This window comes from Oceanobacillus sp. CAU 1775 (assembly GCF_054482815.1).
In genome coordinates this window covers 447,707-467,568 of record NZ_JBTLRO010000002.1, presented here as the reverse complement: position 1 = coordinate 467,568, position 19,862 = coordinate 447,707, and the positions used below count along the sequence as shown (strand labels likewise).

Genomic DNA, 19,862 nt, shown 5'->3' with positions numbered 1-19,862 from the left:
TGTACAAGTGATTGTATTAGGTGTAAAATAATGCTAGTCTTTTTACAAAAGCTACCTGTATTTATTGAAGGAAGGAGTCATGCAAGTAATGAAAATATCGAAAACTAGAATTATAACTTACATAGTAATTATTTTTATTGCATACTTTCTCGGAACATATCAACTACCTTACTATATTCAAAAACCGGGAAATACAGAACCATTAAACCCAATTGTAGAAGTTGAAGAATCATTTACTAGTGCTGGAGAAATGCATCTCGTAACAGTCAGTGGTTTACAAGCGACACCGATTCATTATCTACTTGCCATGGTTCTTCCACATAATGATATTAATCCGATCCATGAAGTTTTTCCTGAAGGAATTTCTCCTGACGATTATATGCATGCACAGCTTCAAGTGATGGAAAGCTCGCAGGAAGCTTCACTCGTTGTAGCATATGAAGCTGCTGAAAAGGATATTCAAATTGAGTATGTTGGCGTCTACGTAGTGAGCGTTGTTGATGACATGCCTGCAGATGGCAAGCTTGAAATGGGAGATCGCATTATAAATATTGATGGTATAGACATTAAAGAATCGACGGATTTAATAAATTATATTGATACTAAAAATGCTGGAGATACAATTGAAATTGAATTTTTGAGAGAAGAAGAGATACAACAGACAGAAATCACATTAGAAACATTTGCGAATGACCCTGATAAAGTAGGGATTGGAATAACACTTGTAACAGATCGTGAGGTTACAGTCGATCCTGCTGTAACATTTTCAAGTGGTAATATTGGTGGGCCAAGTGCAGGTTTAATGTTTTCTTTAGAAATCTATGATCAATTATTAGAAGAAGATATTACAAAAGGCTATCATATTGCTGGTACTGGTGAAGTTGATTATGAAGGAAATGTTTATCGTATCGGCGGGGTTGATAAAAAAATTGTAGCAGCTGATAAAGAAGGAATGGATATCTTCTTTGTTCCATTTGAAGATGGGGCAGCGGATTCTAACTATGAAGTTGCCATTCAAACCGCTGAAGAAATTGGAACGGATATGGAAATCGTCGGGGTAGACTCCTTTGCGGATGCATTAAATTATCTAGAAGAGCTTCCTGAAAAGAAATAACAATAAAAATAGGACATGGGTAGGCGCAATTGCTTATCCACGTCCTATTTTTAAATTATTATTGGTCCCCTTAATTCTCTGTTCATAGCTTTTATCCGTTCTTCTGGGGGAAGAATGCTGTAGTATGCTGATGTTGCTTTTTCTTCTAGTTGCAACATTGGATGCATGTGCTTGGACAAAGAGGTTATAAGTGGAACTTCTATATCTTTTTTCTGTTGATTTAAAAATTCCCGGCCATTTTTTGTCATACCAAGTAAACGTATATATGGGATTTGTATCTCCTCATCAAGAAAAGGGGAAATATCTTTCGTTTTTGTATTTGTAAGTAAATGAACGAACATGCGTTGAATTCTTGTCCATGTGTAACGCTTTGTCTTAATTGCTGTAATCCACTCATTCATATTTTTTACTGTTTTCGCAGTACGCTTTACACGAAATTCTAAACCTTCAACCATTCCATGTATTTCCCGTAGTTCTTCTGGGGACATTATTTGTACGCGATAATGAAGTAATGGGAAATACTGTTCCCATTCATGCCATAGGGATGTTTCTTCTTTATAGGAATCCATTTGCATTATCGTAGATTCAGGTAAAGCGGCAATAGCTTTTTCAGTAAGGATATGACTTTCTAATATTTCTTTTCGAATACTGGTTGCACTAGCAATTCTGTTCGTAATTTCAGAATCATGGTAATGATTATTTTGTCTTTTTATTGTTAGGGCTTCAATATTTAAATCGCTGTCTAGTATGGTTTTTACATAACTAAACCCGAGCACATTATTAGGCTGTGATAAATCAAACGCTTCATTTGTCAGTCCAATTTCTTGATACGCGTGCATGCTCGCTTCAGGGAACGACAAGCCCTTATCAAGTTGCAACTTTAGTTCACTTTCGTAGATTTCTTTTTTATCTTTCATTTGATAATAAGAATCAATGAATGGTTTAATCTCTCCAGATTCACTACCGAAGCAAATGCTTGAGACACCAATTTTGTCCAATGTATGTACGGCTCCATAAGCAAAGTGGTTACTATGTTGGACGGCAAAAGTATAGGGGAGTTCTAAAACGATATCCACACCAGCTAATAAAGCTGCTTTCGCACGGAAAAATTTATCGATTATTGCTGGTTCTCCTCGTTGAAGGAAGTTTCCGCTCATCACAGCAATAACACAATCTGCTTGTGAAATTTCTTTCGCTTTTTCATTATGATAAGCGTGTCCATTATGAAAAGGATTGTATTCAACAATTAAGCCACAGGTACGCATTCGTTTCAGCTCCTAGTGTTTATGTGGTATTATTGTATCAAATAATATTAATGCATGTACAACATATAATATAATTTATAATGAATAGAAAGGAAGCTAACAAGGTAAATCTAAACGCTGTAAAGAAAAGATGTTGACAAAAGTGCATTTTTCTTTTAAAATTACTCTTGTTGCCTAGAGGTGATAATTATGAAATTAACTGTCGCTCAAATCCGTAAAAGTAGTTTTACAAAACCAATGGAAATTGAAGACGTTGTAGATGTTTCAGATTTAGCAACTATGAACAATGATATTCGCCAAATAGATGAAGCGCAAGTTCATGCTACATTCCATGTAGATAATGAAGAAATTATTGCAGCCTTAAAGATAAAAGGTGAAATGATTTTGCCTTGTGCAAGAACACTAGTTGATGTCCCATATCCTTACCATATTGAGGTAAGTGAAATCTTTTCTACTTCACCTAATTTATCAAATGAAGATGAAGAAGATGAGGTACATGTGATTGAAGGGGATGTCATTGATTTAAAGCCTATAATCTTGGAAAACATCTTGTTGGAAATTCCTTTCCGTGTGTTTACTGAGGAAGTAAATCCAGAAGGTGCAGCTCCAACAGAAGGTGAAGGCTGGCAGTTTGTTCAACAGGAAACGAAAGAAAAGACGATTGATCCACGTTTAAAAAAATTGGAGTCTTTACTTGAAAATAAAAAAGAAGAAAATGAATAATACGTATTTTTCATTTCTTTGAAGGAGGTGTAGGGTCATGGCAGTACCTAAGCGTAAAACATCTAAAAAGGTTAAAAACCAACGTCGTACTCATAAGAAATTAGAAGTACCTGGCATGGTAGAATGTTCAAATTGTGGGGAGTTAACAAAATCACACCACGTTTGTAAAGCATGTGGAAATTATGATGGGAAAGAAGTTGTTAGCAACTAATTTCAACTCAGTTAATAGCAAGAGAGTCTAAAACATATTCGTTATGTTATAGGCTCTCTTTTTCATTAACAAATAGAGTAAATCACTATGAAGTTTTCTAGCCTATAAGATATTGTTTGTCTAAGTATTAAAAGATTGAGATAATGATTTAAAAATAGGTATATTAAATAGAGAAATTTGTTAATGGATGGGGGAGTATGAATGGAAAAGGTTGTTACATATGAGTTGAATGATCAAGGGTATGGGATTATCAGGTTAAATCGTGCTGATAAACGAAATGCAATATCCAAAGAAATGGTTATACTTTTAGAAAAATATATAGATGAAGCTATGAATCAAGAAATAAAATTCCTTGTTCTAACTGCGAGTGAGGGAGAATATTTCTGTGCAGGTGGTGACTTAAATAACTTGCATGGAGATTTGTCTCCTGATGAAGCTTTTGCTGATCTGAGCGCGATGAAAAATGTTTTAGAAAAAATCGTGAAATTTCCAGTTCCAGTTATCGCACTTTTGAATGGAAACGCACTTGGTGGTGGGTGTGAACTTGCTACAGCTTGTGATATTCGAATTGCTAAAGAAGGTACTTCATTTGGATTTATCCAGAGTAAGATTGGGATATTACCAGGTTGGGGTGGTGGTGCGATTCTTTATGAAAAAGTTGCGAAGAGTTTTGCGCTTGATTGGTTAATGCGAGGAGATCTTTATAAAGCAAATGAATTATTGGAAAAAGGTTGGTTGCACCATGTCATCCGAGCAGAAGAATGGGACGACCAAGAGCAAATTCTAAAAGCCTATACTCAGAAATCAATAAAGCAAATGCATCTATTAAAAAAGCAATATCAGACGAATATTAAGATGGATGAATTACTTTTACGAATGGATGAAGAACTTCGAGGTACTGCAGACCTATGGGATAGTCCTGAACATAAGACCGCAGTACAAAACTTTTTAGCAAGAAAAAAGTAAACTCTATTCTATCAATCCTCCTTATTGCATACATTGATAGCAAAGCGATGAGGAGGATTGCGATGAAAGAAACGAGACAAGATGCTTGGACAAAAGAAGAAGATCTGTTACTAGCAGAAACCGTTTTACAATATATAAAAAATGGAAAAACCCAGCTCGAAGCTTTCAAAAGTGTTGCTAATAAATTGACGCGTACCCCAGCAGCTTGCGGATTCAGGTGGAACGCTACCATTCGTAAGCAATATGAAGCTGGAATTCAAGAAGCGAAAGAAGAGAGAAAGCAAGCAAGTAATCAAGCTTTACGTTTGTTAAAGGATGAAGATACGAACAGCCAGGATGTTATCGAGTCAGCTATTCGTTTGTTAGAAAAGATGAAAGTTGATCGTGCGCTACCAGAAGAACAAAAGGAAGATGAGAAAGACCAAGAAATGCTTCGTAACTTGGAGAAAGAAAATTCAAGACTTAAAGATGAATTGAATCGTTATCAAAATGCCTGGAGAGAAATGGGAAAGTTATGGCATTGGGTAAATAATGTGGAGAAAGAACAAGGATAAATATAAAACAGTGAGGCTAATGTTGAGCCACACTGTTTTAATTTTGGTAGGAACCTATAAAATTTGAACTTTATGGATAACTCTTCTTGACAAGAATAGCCACGTCCGGCTCCAGCGCCCAACGACTATCAAACTTCGCACTCCTCCAATCGATAAGTCAACATCGGCTCGTACCTCGCCGTGTTTCCTTTATCTCAAAAGAGAAGGGAAGTTCAACTAAAACCGCGACATCACGTCGCAACGTTGAACCACCCCACGTCCTGTGGGGCGCAGTTTGTACGTCGCTGAACGGGCGCTTGCGCCTTTGTTCTAGTCATTTATTATTCATCTATATTAGTTGTTGTTTCTTTTACACCTTCAGGAAGCCAAATCAATGGATTCTCACCGAGATCTCGTTCCATAACATATTGTGCTTTTTGGAAGCCCATCTTTTCCCAGAAGCTATGCGAGTTAATTCTAGGGCTTGTTTTAATAGGTAAGTTAAAACTCTTCGCAAAATCTACCATTACTTTTCCATAGCCTTGACCTTGATAATTAGGAAGAACTTCTAACTTCCATATCGTTAAGTAATCCTGAGATGGTTCGAAATAATAATCATATTTTTCCTTCACTTCATACAAACTCATTCTGGCTATGAGACTTTCACCGATATAAATGCCGTAAAAAGGTGATTTACTATCATTTTCAATAAAGTTATTTTGTAAATCATCTAACATGGATAGTTCCTGATTGCCATACTCTTTAAAGCGCTTAAACTTCTCTAACGTTTTATAATTGATTAATAGGTTTTCTACTTTCACATTATTCATCTTTCTGCCCCCTAATTATTTATCATGATATATGTATCCGTATTTCCTATCTTGCTTTAAATAATCCCCTCCCAATTATAACCCAATCTCATGGTTTTTTAAAATTTGAAAATAATAACTAGCTGGATTAATTAAATGGATACTAATAGCTATAAATTTGATACAATAGTACCAAAAGTAAAGATATAATAGATAAATAATGGTTTTGTTAAATTATATAGTTGAGATTCATTCCTCACTAGATTAGAAGACTAAATGAAGCTTCGGAAATATACGAAGACTCCTGCGGGATGGAAGGCAACGGTGAGACCCCGCAGTGCGCAAAGCGCGCGAGGAGGCTCACCAGCCGCCCGCGGAAAGCGTAGTATATTTCCGAAGCGGGTCTATCCTCATAACAATAAGAAGTTTTGACATAACCTAAATAATAAATAGAGATTTGTATAAGTGATATTCTCATAAAAGGGGAAAGCGAATGATGCTTGATATTGTTTCAAAGTTATTAGCATTTTTTATTACGGCACCTTTATTTTCTAGTATAATCGTATATTTCATCAGCATGACTATAGAGCGAAATAAATGGAAAGCGATACATCGCGTGGTTAATTGGACAACCATTTTTTACGTTATCGCTGTATTAATGATGCTACAAATGATTTTCGACCGTAATTTTATTGGGATAGCGATTATTGTTCTTCTCACCATTTTAACAATTATTGTAGTTGTACAATGGAAAAAAGACCGAGACATTCAGTTTTTATCTGCCTTTAAGTTATTACTTAGGGTTTCATTTTTATTGTTTTTCGTGCTTTATGGATGCCTAATGATTATAGGAATTATTATTCAGCTAGTTGGATAAACAGATTAAGTGATTAAATGAGATATATTCTGTACAATACATAAAGGAATCAACAACTGTAAAAGGGGAAATACTTAATGCGAATCGACGCTGTGAATATTAAAAAAGAAAATATTCTTATAGCCGATTATCGAAAGGGAGAAGAACGAGCAATGCAGTTCTTTGATTATCAACCATTCGAATCGTTAAAAGATAGAGCTATAGAATTAAATAAAAGAAATTTTAAACGTGAAGAACTTACAAAAGTTTTATTAAAAAGCAACCAAAAGTGGGGGGCTTCTTCTTCTACATTAGAAAATATTGAGTTACTGAAACAAAAGGAAACAATAGCAATCGTCGGAGGCCAACAAGCTGGTTTACTGACTGGTCCGCTGTACTCCATTAATAAAGTAATTTCAATCATTCAATTTGCAAAGCAACAAGAAGAAGAACTTCAAGTGCCTGTCGTACCGATTTTTTGGATTGCTGGAGAAGATCATGATTATGAGGAAATTAATCATGTCTATATGCCTGACAAAACAGAACTCAAAAAAATGAAGCTTAAACAGTCACTTTACAAAAAAGCTCCGATATCACAAGTAGAACTTGATAAAGAAATTTGTGAGAAATGGCTTCAAGATCTTTTCTTACAATTAGATGAAACGAAGTACTCAAAAGAATTATTTGAAATGCTGAAAAAACATCTACAACACTCAAGCAGCTTCACTGACTTTTTCGCAAAAATTATATTTGAGATTTTTCAAGAAGAAGGTATCATCCTGATTGATTCAGCGGATGAAAATGTGCGAGCGTTAGAAAGTGAATACTTCATTCAGCTTATCGAAAATCAACAGAAGATAAGCAATGAGGTTGTGGAAGCCTGTAGTCAACTGAAAGAATACAATTATCCCATTCATTTGGATGCGGCACTAGAAGATGGGCATTTATTTTATCATTTAGATGGTGAGAGAATCCTATTAGAACGTGATGCGGATGGTAAATGGATTGGAAAGCAAAACGAAATAATGCTAACAACAAACGAATTATTAACTGTTGCAAAGGAATCTCCAGCAAAGTTAAGTAATAACGTTGTGACAAGACCATTGATGCAGGAAATGCTTCTTCCAACACTTGCATTCATTGGGGGCCCAGGAGAAATAAGCTATTGGGCTGCACTGAAGAAAGCATTCCATACATTAGATTTGAATATGCCACCAGTTATACCTAGATTATCCTATACATTTTTAACGGATAAAGTTAATAAAGCGTTAGAGATGACAAAAATAAATGTGGAAACAGCAGTAAACGAAGGGGTAAGTGAGCAAAGGAAGACATGGCTCGAAAGCAAACAAAGTCCTGATATTGCTGAATTAGCAGAAGTACTTAAACAAACGATAGATAAAGCGCATCAACCAATGCGAGAAGTAGCGTCGGAAATTAGGGACGACGTAAAGCAACTTTCAGAAAAGAACTTAGAATATATTCATCGCGAAGTCGATTTTCTGCGTGATCGAATGATGCAAGCGTTAGAGTTTAAATTTGAAAAGGAATTATCTCAATTTGATCTTATCCAACAATCGCTAAGGCCTGAAGATGGCCTTCAAGAACGCAAGTGGAATCCACTTCCATTTTTAAATCGATACGGCAACGGTTACCTAGCAAATGTTATTAACCATCCCGTTTCATTTAAAGAAAACCATTACGTTGTTTATCTATAATATATTTAACTTTATTTCTTAGGTGGGATTTCCCCCCCACCATCTACCACAATTTAGTAAATGATAAGAAAAGCCATTAAACATTGATTTAATGGCTTTTCTTTTTTTGTTTTTTAAGGTTTTTTATGAAAAACAAAGAAACTAAAAAATTAATGATAAATTTAGTGGTGGAGAGTGGTGGATTGTGGTAATATTAATATTACGAAAGTGGTGAGAACTAAATGTTTATGGGAGAGTACAAGCATAACGTTGATATCAAAGGAAGAATGATCGTTCCAGCGAAGTTTCGTGATGGACTTGGCGATGTCTTTGTTGTGACTCGAGGACTCGATAAATGTTTGTTCGCATATCCACAAGAAGAATGGAAAGTAATCGAAAATAAATTAAAACAATTACCACTTACAAAAAAAGATGCAAGAGCATTTACAAGGTTTTTCTTTTCAGGTGCAATTGAATGTGAAGTGGATAAACAGGGAAGAATAAATATTCCACAGAACTTGAGAAGTTATGCGGAGTTAGAAAAAGAATGTGTAGTTATAGGTGTTTCAGAGCGAGTAGAAATTTGGGCAAATACGAAGTGGGATGATTATGTAGAGGACTCAGAAGAATCCTTTGCAGATATCGCAGAAAATCTCATGGACTTTGATATCTAAATATGAAGGGGAACACCCTTCATACATAGAACATCATTAATAAGTAAAGAACTTATATAGCAATCAATTCATAATTGTGAAGGTGGTGGAGATTTGTTTGAGCATTATAGTGTATTGAAAGAAGAAACAATAAATGGATTAAACATTAAACCTGATGGTACATATATCGACTGCACCGTGGGTGGTGGCGGCCACTCGTATGAAATTGCTTCACGTCTTCACGAAAATGGATTACTGATTGCATTTGATCAGGATAAAGATGCTTTAGAAGCAGCAAAAGAAAGACTAAAAGAATATGAAGATCGAATTCTTTTTATTCATGCTAACTTTAGACAAATTGAAGCAGAGATTGAAAAGCATGAAATAAAGCACATCGATGGTATTCTCTTTGACCTAGGTGTATCTTCCCCACAGTTAGATCGTGGCGATCGAGGTTTTAGTTATCAACATGATGCCAGGCTTGATATGAGAATGAATCAAGATAGTGAATTAACAGCATATGAAATTGTTAATGAATGGCCTTATGCAAGACTTGTATCAATCTTTTTCCAATACGGGGAAGAGAAGTTTTCCAAACAAATCGCAAGAAAGATTGAAGAGCATCGAAAACTTACACCTATTGAGACGACATTTGAACTTGTCGAGATCATTAAAGAAGGTATTCCAGCAGCTGCCAGACGTAAAGGTGGGCATCCTGCAAAACGAATTTTCCAAGCATTGCGTATAGCTGTCAATGATGAGCTTCAAGCATTCAATGATGCATTGCAGCAAGCGGCGAGAATTGTAGGAATTGACGGGCGAGTAGTCGTAATCACTTTTCACTCTTTAGAAGACAGATTATGTAAGCAAGCTTTCAAAAAGTGGAGTACACCGAAGAAAACCCCAAGAAATCTACCGGTTATCCCCGAGGGACATGAGGCACCATTTGAACTAGTAACTCGAAAACCGATTATAGCAAATGAATCTGAACTAGAAGAGAATCGACGTTCTCGTTCAGCGAAATTAAGAATAGCAGAGAAAAAAAGAGTTTGGAATGACGAATTTGTATTTGAGGAAGGATGGAGAAAATAATGAATGCGAATCAAGCAAGGAGCTTTCAAACAGCACCTAGTCCAAATCAGGCACCTAAAAAAGTACGTGTAACAGTCAAAAAACAAGGTTGGATCACAAAAGGCGAGAAGGTAATTTATTCTATTGTTGCTGCAATCATTATAATTTCTTGCGTTTTTATGGTATCCTTATCTTCATCAACAGATGCAATAAATCGTGAATTACAAAGTCTAGAAAGAACTGTTGAACAGAAAATTATCTCCAATGAAAGCCTAGCATTTGAAGTGAAAGAGTTATCTAGACCTGAAAGAATTATTTCTATTGCAGAAAGTAATGGTTTAAAAATTCAAAATGCTGAAGTGAGACAAGCACAGGTTACAGACAGAGAGTAAGGAGCAATATATATGAGGAAAAATAAAACGACTCATATGATGGCTGGAATTTTTATCATTCTTTTTTCAATATTATTTTTAGTATTAACAGGCAGGTTTGTATATATCCAAGCGACTGGTGAAGTGAATAATGTATCTTTAGAGGAATGGGCAGAGCAAAAACGCACTTCCTCTTATTCTATTGGAGCAGAACGCGGAAAAATTTATGACAAGAACGGTATGATTCTTGCCTATGATCGACCTACTTATAGAGTATATGCAATTCTCGATGAAGCCTATTCTGATAATTCCACAGAGCCTAAACATGTTGTCGATCCAGCAGAGACAGCTGAAGAATTAGCTAAATATATTGATTTAGAAGCAAGTGATATTATACAAACGATAGAAAATGGATTGAATGCAAAACCAAAACCACGCTTTCAGGTAGAGTTTGGGAAAGCCGGAAGACAGCTGACTCAAAGTGAAAAAGAAGAAATTGAACAAGCAGATATTCCTGGTATTTACTTTGAAGAAGAATCATTACGTTACTATCCAAATGGTGTGTTCGCTTCGCATATTATCGGTTTTGCTAGAGATGAGATTATAGAGACCGAAAACGGAGAGAAAGTAGAGTTGACGGGTATTACAGGAATGGAAAGAGAAATGAATGAGATTTTACGAGGAAAAGATGGATTTATTTCCTTCCAAAGAGATATATATAATACGAGATTACTTGATCCGAAAGAAGTTATTCAAGAGCCTGAAGATGGTGATGATGTATATCTAACATTAGATCAAAAAATCCAAACACTTCTTGATGAAGCACTTTCAACGGTCCAAGCAGATTATAATCCGGAAAAAATGACCGGAATTGTGATGAGTGCAAAAACAGGAGAAGTTTTAGCGATGAGTAGTCGTCCGAGCTTTAACCCAAATAACCCTGCGAACGTAGAAAATTGGTACAATGACGTTATTTCCGCACCTGTTGAGCCTGGTTCTACTGTTAAGATGTTTACTTGGGCTGCTGCAATTGAAGAGGGCGTATATAATGGCAGTGAAGGCTTTATGTCAGGGAGATATAATGTCAATGAGCGAATTGCACCAATACGTGACCATAATCGAGATGGATGGGGAGTTATTTCATTCGACGAAGGGTTCGAGCGTTCATCTAACGTAGCAGCATCTAAACTTGTTTGGGAAAAAATTGGTGCTGATAGATTCCTAGATTATATTCATGCATTTGATTTTGATAAAGAAACAGGGATCGATTTACCTGGTGAAATTGCTGGAAGTGTTCTTTATAACTGGCCAAGAGAAAAGCTCTCAGCAGCTTTTGGACAAGGGAGTACTGTAACACCAATACAAATGATGAAAGCAGCTACAGCTATCGCAAATGATGGTGTGATGCTACAACCTTATGTGATTAATAAAATTGTTGATCCTTCAACCAATGAAGTTATTGAGCAAAAAGAACCAACTGCGGTATCCGAGCCAATATCAAGTAAAACGGCAGAGGAAACAAGGGAACTTCTTCGTAGAGCTGTTGAAGGAGATTATGCTACAGGTAAGAGCTTCCGTCTAGAAAGTTATTCTCTTGGCGGGAAAACTGGAACTGCAGAAATTCCTAATCCAGATGGTGGAGGTTATTTTACAGGTAGAGAAGAGTTACTATTTTCTTTCCTTGGTATGGCCCCGATTGAAGATCCAGAATTAATTATATTTGTATCTGTACAAAAACCTGAATTAGAGCCAACACAGTATGGCTCGCAACCTGTATCGTTTATCGTGCGAAATGTGATGGAAAATAGTTTGCATTATTTAAACATTGATCCAGATCAAGAAGCAGATTCGACGATAGAAAAAGTGAAAATACCAAAATTACTCCAACAAAATACAGATGAAGTTAGCGATAAACTGAAACAAGCAGGCATTAAATATACAGTCGTAGGAAATGGAAAGAAAATTATAGATGCGAACGTTGCGGAAGGACAATCTGTTTTCCCGAATACAAGAGTTATTCTTTTAACAGATGAACCTACGATGCCAAATATTATGAACTGGTCACAGCGAGATGTGGTTCAGTTTGCAAGTATGCTAGAATTGCAGCTCGAAACTTTCGGAAATGGCTATGTTGCTGTTCAAGGGACAAAAGAGGGAACACCAATTAAAAAAGGTGACTATCTCGTGATAGAATTAATGCTCCCAAATGAAGAAGAACCAGTAACAGAAGAAAATGAAGATGAAGGTGTAGAGCAGGAAGAACAAGAAACAGAATCCGAAGAGTAATGATTCAAAACAGTGTTCTATTCGTTTTTTAATACTCATATAGTTGATACAAGCTTAACTTTATAGGGAGTGCGTATATGAAACAGGTATCAACTATTACAGTTAGAAAACGAATTGTCACTGTTTTTCTCTTTGTTCTTTTTGTGTTTCTTATTATTATTTTACGTTTGGGATATGTTCAATTTTTTATAGGCACCGAACTTAGTGAACGTGCAACTGATTTATGGACAAGAGATATCGTCTTTGCCCCAGAACGAGGGAATATCCTTGATAGAAATGGGGACAAGCTTGCTGAAAATGTGACTGCACCGACTGTTGTCGTCGTTCCTAGACAAATAAGTGAGGCGCAAGATACGGCGGAAAAGCTTGCAACCATACTTCAAGCTCCAGTAGATAAAGTCTATGAAACGATTACCAAAAATGAATCAAGTGTTACCATTCGTCCGCAAGGGATTAAGATTGATTCGACAGCTGAAAAAGCAATTCGAAATTTAAATCTTCCAGGTGTTTACTTAGCGAAGGATTCTAAACGACATTATCCACATGGAAGATATCTTTCTCATGTATTAGGTTTTACAGGGATTGACAGTCAAGGTTTGATGGGCCTAGAGCGTTATTATGACGACAAATTAAATGGTGCAAATGGTAGTCTTTCTTTTTACTCGGATGCAAAGGGTGGCAGGTTAGATATATTGGCTGATGTATACCACCCACCAAAGGATGGCCTACATTTAAAAACTACCATCCATTCACAAGTACAAGCAATTATGGAAAGAGAGCTAGATTTGGCTTTATCTAAATATAATCCAGATGGGGCGATGGCGATTGCGGTTGATCCAAAAACCGGTGGAATCTTAGGAATGACAACAAGACCAAACTTCCATCCTGAAAACTATCAAGAAGTTGATGCAGACATTTTCAATCGTAATTTACCGATTTGGAGTACCTATGAACCAGGGTCAACATTTAAGATTATTACTTTAGCAGCAGCTTTAGAAGAAGCAGTCATCGATTTAGAACATGATCACTTTCATGATCCTGGTAGTATCACTGTATCTGGCACAAAAATTCGCTGTTGGAAAAGTGGAGGACATGGGCATCAGTCGTATTTAGAAGTTGTCCAGCATTCTTGTAACCCTGGATTTGTAAATATCGGTCAAAAACTTGGTACGGAAACACTTTTCTCTTATATTGATGCATTTGGCTTTGGAAATAAAACAGGCGTTGATTTGGATGGGGAAGGAACAGGGATTCTTTTTAAACCTGAAAATGTTGGACCTCTTGAGCTAGCGACTACTGCTTTTGGGCAGGGGGTTTCTGTCACACCGATTCAACAGGTGATGGCTGTTGCAGCTGCTATTAATGGTGGCAATCTCTATGAACCATATATCGCAGAATCCTGGCTTGATCCATTCACTGGTGAAGTAGTAGAGGAAAATAAACCGAATTTAAAAAGCAGTGTAATTTCAGAAGGAACTTCCGAGGAAATCAGGCATGCATTAGAGTCTGTCGTTGCACAAGGGACAGGTAGACCTGCATATGTTGAAGGGTACCGAGTGGGAGGAAAAACAGGGACAGCTCAAAAGGTAGGAGAAGATGGAAGGTATATGCAAAACAATTATATTGTTTCTTTCATCGGCTTTGCACCTGCGGATGACCCTGAAATAGTAGTATATGTTGCAATCGATAACCCAAAAAACACTGTACAATTTGGTGGGGTTGTTGCTGCGCCAATTGTAGGAACCATTATTGAAGATAGTTTAAGTGCAATGGGTGTTCCTAGAAGAATAGATGGAATGGATAAAGAATACCAATGGCCAGAAGCCCCACTAGTGGAAGTTCCTGATTTAATTGGGCGAACAACGGGCGAGCTAGCTGAATACATGGTGGACTTATCCATAGAAGTTAGCGGAACTGGTGAAGCAATTATTGACCAAGAACCAAAGGCTGGAGCTAAAGTCGAGCAAGGTGCGCAAATACGAATTTTTTTAGGTGAATAAAGTTAACGAAGTAATGACTCCTTCTTTCAATCGGTATAGTACATTTAGAAAAAGGTGTCATCATGAAATTAAGTGAATTAACAGCTGTTCTACCTTTTCTCAAACATTCAAATATATATGACGCTATTGAAATTGACTCTCTAGCAATTGATTCTAGAAAAGTGAAGCCAGGAAGCTTGTTTATTTGTTTGCGAGGTCTACAGACGGATGGTCATCTGTTTATAGAAGACGCGATAAGAAATGGTGCTGCAGCAATCATTATGGAAGAGCCTATGAATCTACCTATTCCATGCATCCAAGTAAACGACACTTCTACTGTGCTTGCGAAAATAGTGAATAAGTTTTATGAATACCCCACATCAAGTTTAGATGTCACGGGTATTACTGGAACAAATGGGAAAACAACCGTTTCTTATTTACTAGAAGCAATTTATGAAAAATACGAGAAGAAGACTGGTGTCATAGGGACGATTCAAAATAAAATTGGAGATACGATATTTAATACAAGTCATACAACGCCAGATATTGTTGAGCTCCAACGAATCTTTTATAAGATGAAAAAGGAAAATGTTGATCAAGTAATCATGGAAGTCTCTTCTCATGCGCTTGATATGGGAAGAGTCCATGGCACAGCTTTTGATACAGTTGTTTTTACGAATATTACGCAAGATCATTTGGATTATCATGAAAATCCGATGTACTACTTTTATGCGAAAAGTTTATTATTCTCGCAATTAGGTAACACATACGAAGGCAACAGAAAATATGCGATTATAAATGCAGACGATACAGAAACAAGACGATTAAAGAAAGCTACAGCTCAGCATATTGTCACTTATGGAATCAATCACGAAGCAGATGTTAAAGCATCGGACATTCAATTAAATGCTACGCATACAAAATTTAGATTGAAAACCCCTGTAGGAACGGTTAAAATTACGAGTAGACTTATTGGCAAATTTAATATATACAATATGCTTGCTGCAAGTTCCGCTGCTATAGTAAACGGTGTGCCATTAGAAATCATTCAATCCGCCTTTGAGTCTAAGGATTCTATACCAGGCCGCTTTGAAACGATTGATGAGGGGCAGGATTTTACGGTCATCGTCGATTACGCACACACGCCTAATGCGTTAGAAAATACTTTGATGACAGGTAAGCAATTGACAAAAGGTAGGCTTATTACCGTTGTTGGTTGTGGTGGAGATCGAGACCGCTCAAAAAGGGGTATGATGGCAAAGACTGCAGTAGACTTTTCAGATGTTACTATTTTCACTGCAGATAACCCTCGAAGCGAAGATCCTAAGGAAATCATTCGTGAAATGGTTTCAGGTTTAGATAAGCAATTTGTAAACTTTGAAATAGAAGTTGATCGCAAGCTAGCAATCAAAAGGGCCTTAAGTATTGCTAAAGCAAATGATATACTTATCATTGCTGGAAAAGGCCATGAAACCTATCAAGAAATTGCCGGTAAGAAATACGCATTTGATGACAGAGAAACGGTTCGTAAATTGTTAAATAGCTAAGGAGTAAAAATTATGTTATTTGATTTAGGATGGTTAGCAACTATTTTCACAGATACAAAAGGTGAAATAAATACTCATATAGAAATTGACAACGTAATTATTGATAGTCGTGATGTCCGTCAAAACTCGCTCTTCATTCCTATCGTTGGAGAGCGGTTTAATGGGCATGCATTCGTGGAGCAAGCAATTGCGAATGGAGCAGCTGCTGTCATTTGGGGGAAAGAAGAAAAGCTACCAACATCGGTGCCAAGTGATTTTCCTATATTTTATACCGAGGATACGACAGTAGCTCTACAAACTTTAGCAAAAGCTTATCGTGATTTCATTCAGCCGATTGTTGTAGGAATTACTGGCTCAAATGGAAAAACGACTACTAAAGATTTAGTCGCAGCAATTGGAAAATCTACATATAAAACACATTACACATCGGGAAATTTTAATAATTTGATTGGTTTACCATTAACAATCCTTTCCATGCCACAGCAAACAGAGTTATTAATCCTTGAGATGGGAATGGACCGGTTTGGCGAGATTGAGGCATTGTCCAACATAGCAAGGCCGGATTATGCCATCATCACGAACATAGGTGAATCCCATATTGAATTTCTTGGGTCAAGAGAAGGAATTACCAAGGCCAAATTAGAAATTATTAGTGGGATGAAGCGATCAGGTGTACTAATCGTTGATGGAGACGAACCAATGCTTGAACAATTACATATGGATAAAATTATTTCAATTTATAATGTTGGTTTTGCAGAACATAATGACTTACAAATCAAGGACACAATCGTATCCATGGATGGTACTTCATTCCACGTAAATCAAACATCTAAATACGAGATACCTTTAATTGGGAAACATCATGCTAAAAACGCTGCATTTGCTATCGCGCTCGCAAATCAATTAAAGATTGATCCAGAGAAACAAAAGAATGCGTTACAAGATTTGGAGCATACTCCCATGCGATTTGAGGTTCTTGAAGGTAAGAACCAATCAACAATTGTAAATGATAGTTATAATGCTTCTCCAACTTCTATGGCAGGTGCTATAGGCGTCATGAAGCAAATTGATGGCTTCACACATAGAATTCTAGTGCTAGGAGATATTTTGGAATTAGGTAGCTTTTCAGAAGAAATGCACCGCCTTATAGCAAATGAAATTACTCCTCCAATTACCCATGTTTTCACTTATGGTCAGCAAGCGAACTTTATTCATGAGGAAATGAATCTAAAGAAATCACAAATTATTTCAAAACATATGGCTGACAAAGAAGAGATTGTAAAAGACTTAAATGAATTATTAAACGAAGATACAATTGTATTATTTAAAGCATCAAGAGGCATGCAGTTTGAAACAATGGTAGAAGCTATTATAATAGATGAGAAGTAACAGGAATCGCTGTTTTAGGAGGAACGAATAGTGAATACAACCGTTTTATTTATGACAATAGGGATCGCATTTCTAATTACAGTTCTTTTATCACCAATATTTATCCCTTTTTTAAGAAGACTTAAATTCGGACAGAGCATTAGAGAAGAAGGTCCGCAATCACATTTAAAGAAAACTGGAACACCTACAATGGGTGGAATAATGATCGTTCTAAGTATTATTACAACATCATTCATCATGGTATGGAAGGTAAATGGTGGGATAGGCTTTGAACTTTGGTTACTCGTATTTGTATTATTTGGATATGGTCTATTAGGTTTTCTTGACGATTTTATAAAAGTAGCGTTTAAAAGAAATTTAGGATTAACTTCATTACAGAAACTTATAGGACAAGTAATTATTGCATTAGTCTTCTTCTTCGTTTTACAGATGAATGACTTCTCAACCTATATTCAAATACCAGGTACAAATATACAATGGGAATTTGGTTGGTTTTATGCTGTTTTGATTATATTTATGTTAGTTGGTTCATCAAATGCAGTTAACCTTACAGATGGCTTGGATGGTTTATTAGCAGGAACGGCAGCAATTGCATTTGGAGCTTTTGCTATCTTAGCTTGGTATGGCATCCCACAAACAGAGATCGCTATTTTTTCATTAGCTGTTGTTGGTGCTCTACTAGGTTTTCTTGTGTTTAATGCACATCCTGCAAAAGTGTTCATGGGAGATACCGGATCTTTGGCACTGGGTGCAGCGATTGCAGCAGTTGCAATTTTAACTAAAATGGAGATTCTTTTAATCATTATTGGTGGGGTCTTTGTTATAGAAACACTTTCGGTAATTATTCAAGTTATATCTTTTAAAACTACTGGTAAACGTGTCTTTAAAATGAGTCCATTACACCATCATTATGAGCTAATTGGCTGGTCTGAATGGCGTGTGGTAACAACATTCTGGCTAGTTGGTCTTATCTTTGCAGCAATTGGTGTCTATATTGAGGTGGGATTATAGTGAGTAAACAATTAGAATTTCCCTATCAACATATTTTAGTTTTGGGGCTTGCTAGAAGTGGTACAGCAACAGCTAAAACGCTTTTAAAAAATAATAAACAAGTACGAGTAAATGATAAAAATACGGCGAATGACGCCGCAGAAGTAGTCCTTTTAAGAGAATTGGGTGCGGAGGTTATTGTAGGATCACATCCGCTATCACTTTTAGAAGGAATCGAATTAATCATAAAAAACCCTGGTATTCCTTATAGTATCCCGCTTTTAGAGGAAGCAGAGCAAAGAGGAATCCCTATCGTTACTGAGATAGAGCTTGCTTATCAGTTGGTTCCTGGTAACTTAATTGGAATCACTGGTTCAAATGGAAAGACAACGACCACAACACTTACCACGGAAATGCTCAGAGAAAGTGAGCGTCCAGTGAAAGTAGCTGGGAATATCGGTATTGTTGCCACAGAAGCAGCAGAAGAATTAACAGCAGAAGAAACATTGGTATTAGAACTTTCTTCTTTTCAATTACAAGGGACAATCTCTTTTAGACCAAACATTGCTGTAATCTTGAATATATTTGCTTCACATCTTGATTATCATAAATCAATGGATAATTATAAACAGGCAAAGTTTAATATCTTCAAGAACCAAAATGAAAATGATTACCTTATTTACAATGCGGATGATAAAGCGATCGTAGAGAAAATCGAATTTGCAAAAGCTCAACGAATCCCATTCTCTACTAATCAGAAATTACCAAATGGTGCATGGGTAGATGATTCATTTATTTATTTTAAAGATGAAAAAGTAATTGCTAGAAATAAAGTAGTTCTCGTTGGGGATCATAATCTTGAAAATATATTAGCAGCAATTGCTGCAGCAAAGTTAGCTGGTGCGACAAACGAGGGAATTGAAAAAGTGTTATCAACTTTTCAAGGTGTAAAACATCGCTTGCAATTTGTCGAGAAAATCAATGACAGATTATTTTACAATGATTCTAAAGCTACGAATATGTTAGCAACTCAAAAAGCACTCCGCTCATTTAATCAACCAGTGATTCTTTTAGCTGGAGGCTTAGACCGTGGGGATAACCTTGACGAACTCCTCCCATACTTAAACAATGTAAAGGCGCTAGTCAGCTTTGGCGAAACAAAAGAAAAGTTTAGAGAATTAGCTGAAAAAGCTGGAATCGAATTAACAGAAACAACTGATACAATCTTACAAGCCGTAAAAACAGCTTATGAATTTTCGGATATGCATGATGTCATCTTGCTCTCACCTGCTTGTGCGAGTTGGGATCAATATCGAACCTTTGAAGAGAGAGGCGACATATTCATTGAATCCGTGCATAAACTGTTGTAGGGGGCTTGTACATTAATAAAGTTATTTCATAA

The 19,862-nt window shown here is 36.4% G+C and carries 18 protein-coding genes; 16 read left to right on the top strand and 2 right to left on the bottom strand.

The genetic code is table 11. The features are described 5' to 3' along the window. Positions 1-88: 88 nt before the first annotated feature. The gene (locus tag ACXYMZ_RS05575) at positions 89-1,114 is read left to right on the top strand and encodes a SepM family pheromone-processing serine protease (protein ID WP_458947372.1); all 1,026 of its coding nucleotides are present in this window, start codon (positions 89-91) and stop codon (positions 1,112-1,114) included. Positions 1,115-1,164: 50 nt separating this feature from the next. Here ACXYMZ_RS05575 and ACXYMZ_RS05570 read toward each other — a convergent pair whose 3' ends face one another. Next, positions 1,165-2,379: a nucleotidyltransferase gene (locus tag ACXYMZ_RS05570; RefSeq protein ID WP_458947371.1), complete on the bottom strand. Its 1,215-nt coding sequence runs from the start codon at positions 2,377-2,379 to the stop codon at positions 1,165-1,167. 189 nt (positions 2,380-2,568) lie between these two features. Here ACXYMZ_RS05570 and ACXYMZ_RS05565 point away from each other — a divergent pair, with 189 nt between their 5' ends. The 4 genes from ACXYMZ_RS05565 (at position 2,569) to ACXYMZ_RS05550 (ending at position 4,833) form a co-directional block, all read left to right on the top strand. Further along, a complete protein-coding gene (locus tag ACXYMZ_RS05565) occupies positions 2,569-3,102 on the top strand; it encodes a YceD family protein (RefSeq protein ID WP_458947370.1) in 534 nt (177 codons plus the stop codon). Positions 3,103-3,139: 37 nt separating this feature from the next. Then, complete coding sequence (gene rpmF / locus ACXYMZ_RS05560; RefSeq protein WP_458947369.1) at positions 3,140-3,313, top strand: 50S ribosomal protein L32; 174 nt, start codon at positions 3,140-3,142, stop codon at positions 3,311-3,313. 201 nt (positions 3,314-3,514) lie between these two features. Continuing rightward, positions 3,515-4,279, top strand: coding sequence for an enoyl-CoA hydratase/isomerase family protein (locus tag ACXYMZ_RS05555; RefSeq protein WP_458947368.1), 765 nt, complete (start codon positions 3,515-3,517; stop codon positions 4,277-4,279). A 62-nt stretch (positions 4,280-4,341) separates the two neighbouring features. After that, positions 4,342-4,833, top strand: a complete 492-nt coding sequence (locus ACXYMZ_RS05550; protein WP_458947367.1) for an RsfA family transcriptional regulator — start codon at positions 4,342-4,344, stop codon at positions 4,831-4,833. A gap of 320 nt (positions 4,834-5,153) precedes the next feature. Here ACXYMZ_RS05550 and ACXYMZ_RS05545 read toward each other — a convergent pair whose 3' ends face one another. Further along, entirely contained in the window at positions 5,154-5,642 is a 489-nt protein-coding gene (locus ACXYMZ_RS05545; RefSeq protein ID WP_458947366.1) for an N-acetyltransferase, read from the bottom strand. A gap of 472 nt (positions 5,643-6,114) precedes the next feature. Between ACXYMZ_RS05545 and ACXYMZ_RS05540 the strand changes: the two genes are divergently transcribed. The 11 genes from ACXYMZ_RS05540 to murD all read left to right on the top strand — a co-directional run bounded on the left by ACXYMZ_RS05540 (position 6,115) and on the right by murD (position 19,830). After that, the gene (locus ACXYMZ_RS05540) at positions 6,115-6,498 is read left to right on the top strand and encodes a DUF3397 domain-containing protein (protein WP_458947365.1); all 384 of its coding nucleotides are present in this window, start codon (positions 6,115-6,117) and stop codon (positions 6,496-6,498) included. A 77-nt stretch (positions 6,499-6,575) separates the two neighbouring features. Beyond that, positions 6,576-8,195, top strand: coding sequence for a bacillithiol biosynthesis cysteine-adding enzyme BshC (gene bshC, locus ACXYMZ_RS05535; RefSeq protein ID WP_458947364.1), 1,620 nt, complete (start codon positions 6,576-6,578; stop codon positions 8,193-8,195). 221 nt (positions 8,196-8,416) lie between these two features. Continuing rightward, on the top strand, positions 8,417-8,848 hold the full coding sequence (gene mraZ, locus ACXYMZ_RS05530) for a division/cell wall cluster transcriptional repressor MraZ (protein WP_458947363.1): 432 nt from the start codon (positions 8,417-8,419) through the stop codon (positions 8,846-8,848). A gap of 93 nt (positions 8,849-8,941) precedes the next feature. Further along, positions 8,942-9,919, top strand: a complete 978-nt coding sequence (rsmH, locus tag ACXYMZ_RS05525) for a 16S rRNA (cytosine(1402)-N(4))-methyltransferase RsmH (RefSeq protein WP_458947362.1) — start codon at positions 8,942-8,944, stop codon at positions 9,917-9,919. After that, positions 9,919-10,290, top strand: a complete 372-nt coding sequence (gene ftsL, locus ACXYMZ_RS05520; protein WP_458947361.1) for a cell division protein FtsL — start codon at positions 9,919-9,921, stop codon at positions 10,288-10,290. The genes rsmH and ftsL overlap by 1 nt, the downstream gene beginning before the upstream one ends. Before the next feature lie 12 nt (positions 10,291-10,302). Next, positions 10,303-12,555, top strand: a complete 2,253-nt coding sequence (locus ACXYMZ_RS05515; protein WP_458947360.1) for a penicillin-binding protein — start codon at positions 10,303-10,305, stop codon at positions 12,553-12,555. A gap of 77 nt (positions 12,556-12,632) precedes the next feature. Next, positions 12,633-14,555, top strand: coding sequence for a stage V sporulation protein D (locus ACXYMZ_RS05510; protein ID WP_458947359.1), 1,923 nt, complete (start codon positions 12,633-12,635; stop codon positions 14,553-14,555). A 62-nt stretch (positions 14,556-14,617) separates the two neighbouring features. Continuing rightward, the gene (locus ACXYMZ_RS05505; RefSeq protein WP_458947358.1) at positions 14,618-16,081 is read left to right on the top strand and encodes a UDP-N-acetylmuramoyl-L-alanyl-D-glutamate--2,6-diaminopimelate ligase; all 1,464 of its coding nucleotides are present in this window, start codon (positions 14,618-14,620) and stop codon (positions 16,079-16,081) included. Between the two features lie 12 nt (positions 16,082-16,093). Next, positions 16,094-17,470, top strand: coding sequence for a UDP-N-acetylmuramoyl-tripeptide--D-alanyl-D-alanine ligase (locus ACXYMZ_RS05500; protein WP_458947357.1), 1,377 nt, complete (start codon positions 16,094-16,096; stop codon positions 17,468-17,470). A 51-nt stretch (positions 17,471-17,521) separates the two neighbouring features. Further along, positions 17,522-18,481 (top strand): phospho-N-acetylmuramoyl-pentapeptide-transferase, encoded by a 960-nt coding sequence (gene mraY, locus ACXYMZ_RS05495; RefSeq protein ID WP_458947497.1) that lies wholly within the window; start codon positions 17,522-17,524, stop codon positions 18,479-18,481. Further along, positions 18,481-19,830 carry a UDP-N-acetylmuramoyl-L-alanine--D-glutamate ligase gene (gene murD / locus ACXYMZ_RS05490; protein ID WP_458947356.1) on the top strand — a complete coding sequence of 450 codons (1,350 nt, stop codon included), beginning with the start codon at positions 18,481-18,483 and terminating at the stop codon, positions 19,828-19,830. Before mraY ends, murD begins: the two co-directional genes overlap by 1 nt. Positions 19,831-19,862: the final 32 nt, after the last annotated feature.

What these genes read in the sequence shown, in the direction of transcription:
- ACXYMZ_RS05575 (WP_458947372.1), top strand. Translation starts at nt 89, where the DNA reads ATGAAAATATCGAAAACTAGAATTATAACTTACATAGTAATTATTTTT.
- ACXYMZ_RS05570 (WP_458947371.1), bottom strand. Translation starts at nt 2,379, where the DNA reads ATGCGTACCTGTGGCTTAATTGTTGAATACAATCCTTTTCATAATGGA.
- ACXYMZ_RS05565 (WP_458947370.1), top strand. Translation starts at nt 2,569, where the DNA reads ATGAAATTAACTGTCGCTCAAATCCGTAAAAGTAGTTTTACAAAACCA.
- rpmF (WP_458947369.1), top strand. Translation starts at nt 3,140, where the DNA reads ATGGCAGTACCTAAGCGTAAAACATCTAAAAAGGTTAAAAACCAACGT.
- ACXYMZ_RS05555 (WP_458947368.1), top strand. Translation starts at nt 3,515, where the DNA reads ATGGAAAAGGTTGTTACATATGAGTTGAATGATCAAGGGTATGGGATT.
- ACXYMZ_RS05550 (WP_458947367.1), top strand. Translation starts at nt 4,342, where the DNA reads ATGAAAGAAACGAGACAAGATGCTTGGACAAAAGAAGAAGATCTGTTA.
- ACXYMZ_RS05545 (WP_458947366.1), bottom strand. Translation starts at nt 5,642, where the DNA reads ATGAATAATGTGAAAGTAGAAAACCTATTAATCAATTATAAAACGTTA.
- ACXYMZ_RS05540 (WP_458947365.1), top strand. Translation starts at nt 6,115, where the DNA reads ATGATGCTTGATATTGTTTCAAAGTTATTAGCATTTTTTATTACGGCA.
- bshC (WP_458947364.1), top strand. Translation starts at nt 6,576, where the DNA reads ATGCGAATCGACGCTGTGAATATTAAAAAAGAAAATATTCTTATAGCC.
- mraZ (WP_458947363.1), top strand. Translation starts at nt 8,417, where the DNA reads ATGTTTATGGGAGAGTACAAGCATAACGTTGATATCAAAGGAAGAATG.
- ftsL (WP_458947361.1), top strand. Translation starts at nt 9,919, where the DNA reads ATGAATGCGAATCAAGCAAGGAGCTTTCAAACAGCACCTAGTCCAAAT.
- ACXYMZ_RS05515 (WP_458947360.1), top strand. Translation starts at nt 10,303, where the DNA reads ATGAGGAAAAATAAAACGACTCATATGATGGCTGGAATTTTTATCATT.
- ACXYMZ_RS05510 (WP_458947359.1), top strand. Translation starts at nt 12,633, where the DNA reads ATGAAACAGGTATCAACTATTACAGTTAGAAAACGAATTGTCACTGTT.
- ACXYMZ_RS05505 (WP_458947358.1), top strand. Translation starts at nt 14,618, where the DNA reads ATGAAATTAAGTGAATTAACAGCTGTTCTACCTTTTCTCAAACATTCA.
- ACXYMZ_RS05500 (WP_458947357.1), top strand. Translation starts at nt 16,094, where the DNA reads ATGTTATTTGATTTAGGATGGTTAGCAACTATTTTCACAGATACAAAA.
- mraY (WP_458947497.1), top strand. Translation starts at nt 17,522, where the DNA reads ATGACAATAGGGATCGCATTTCTAATTACAGTTCTTTTATCACCAATA.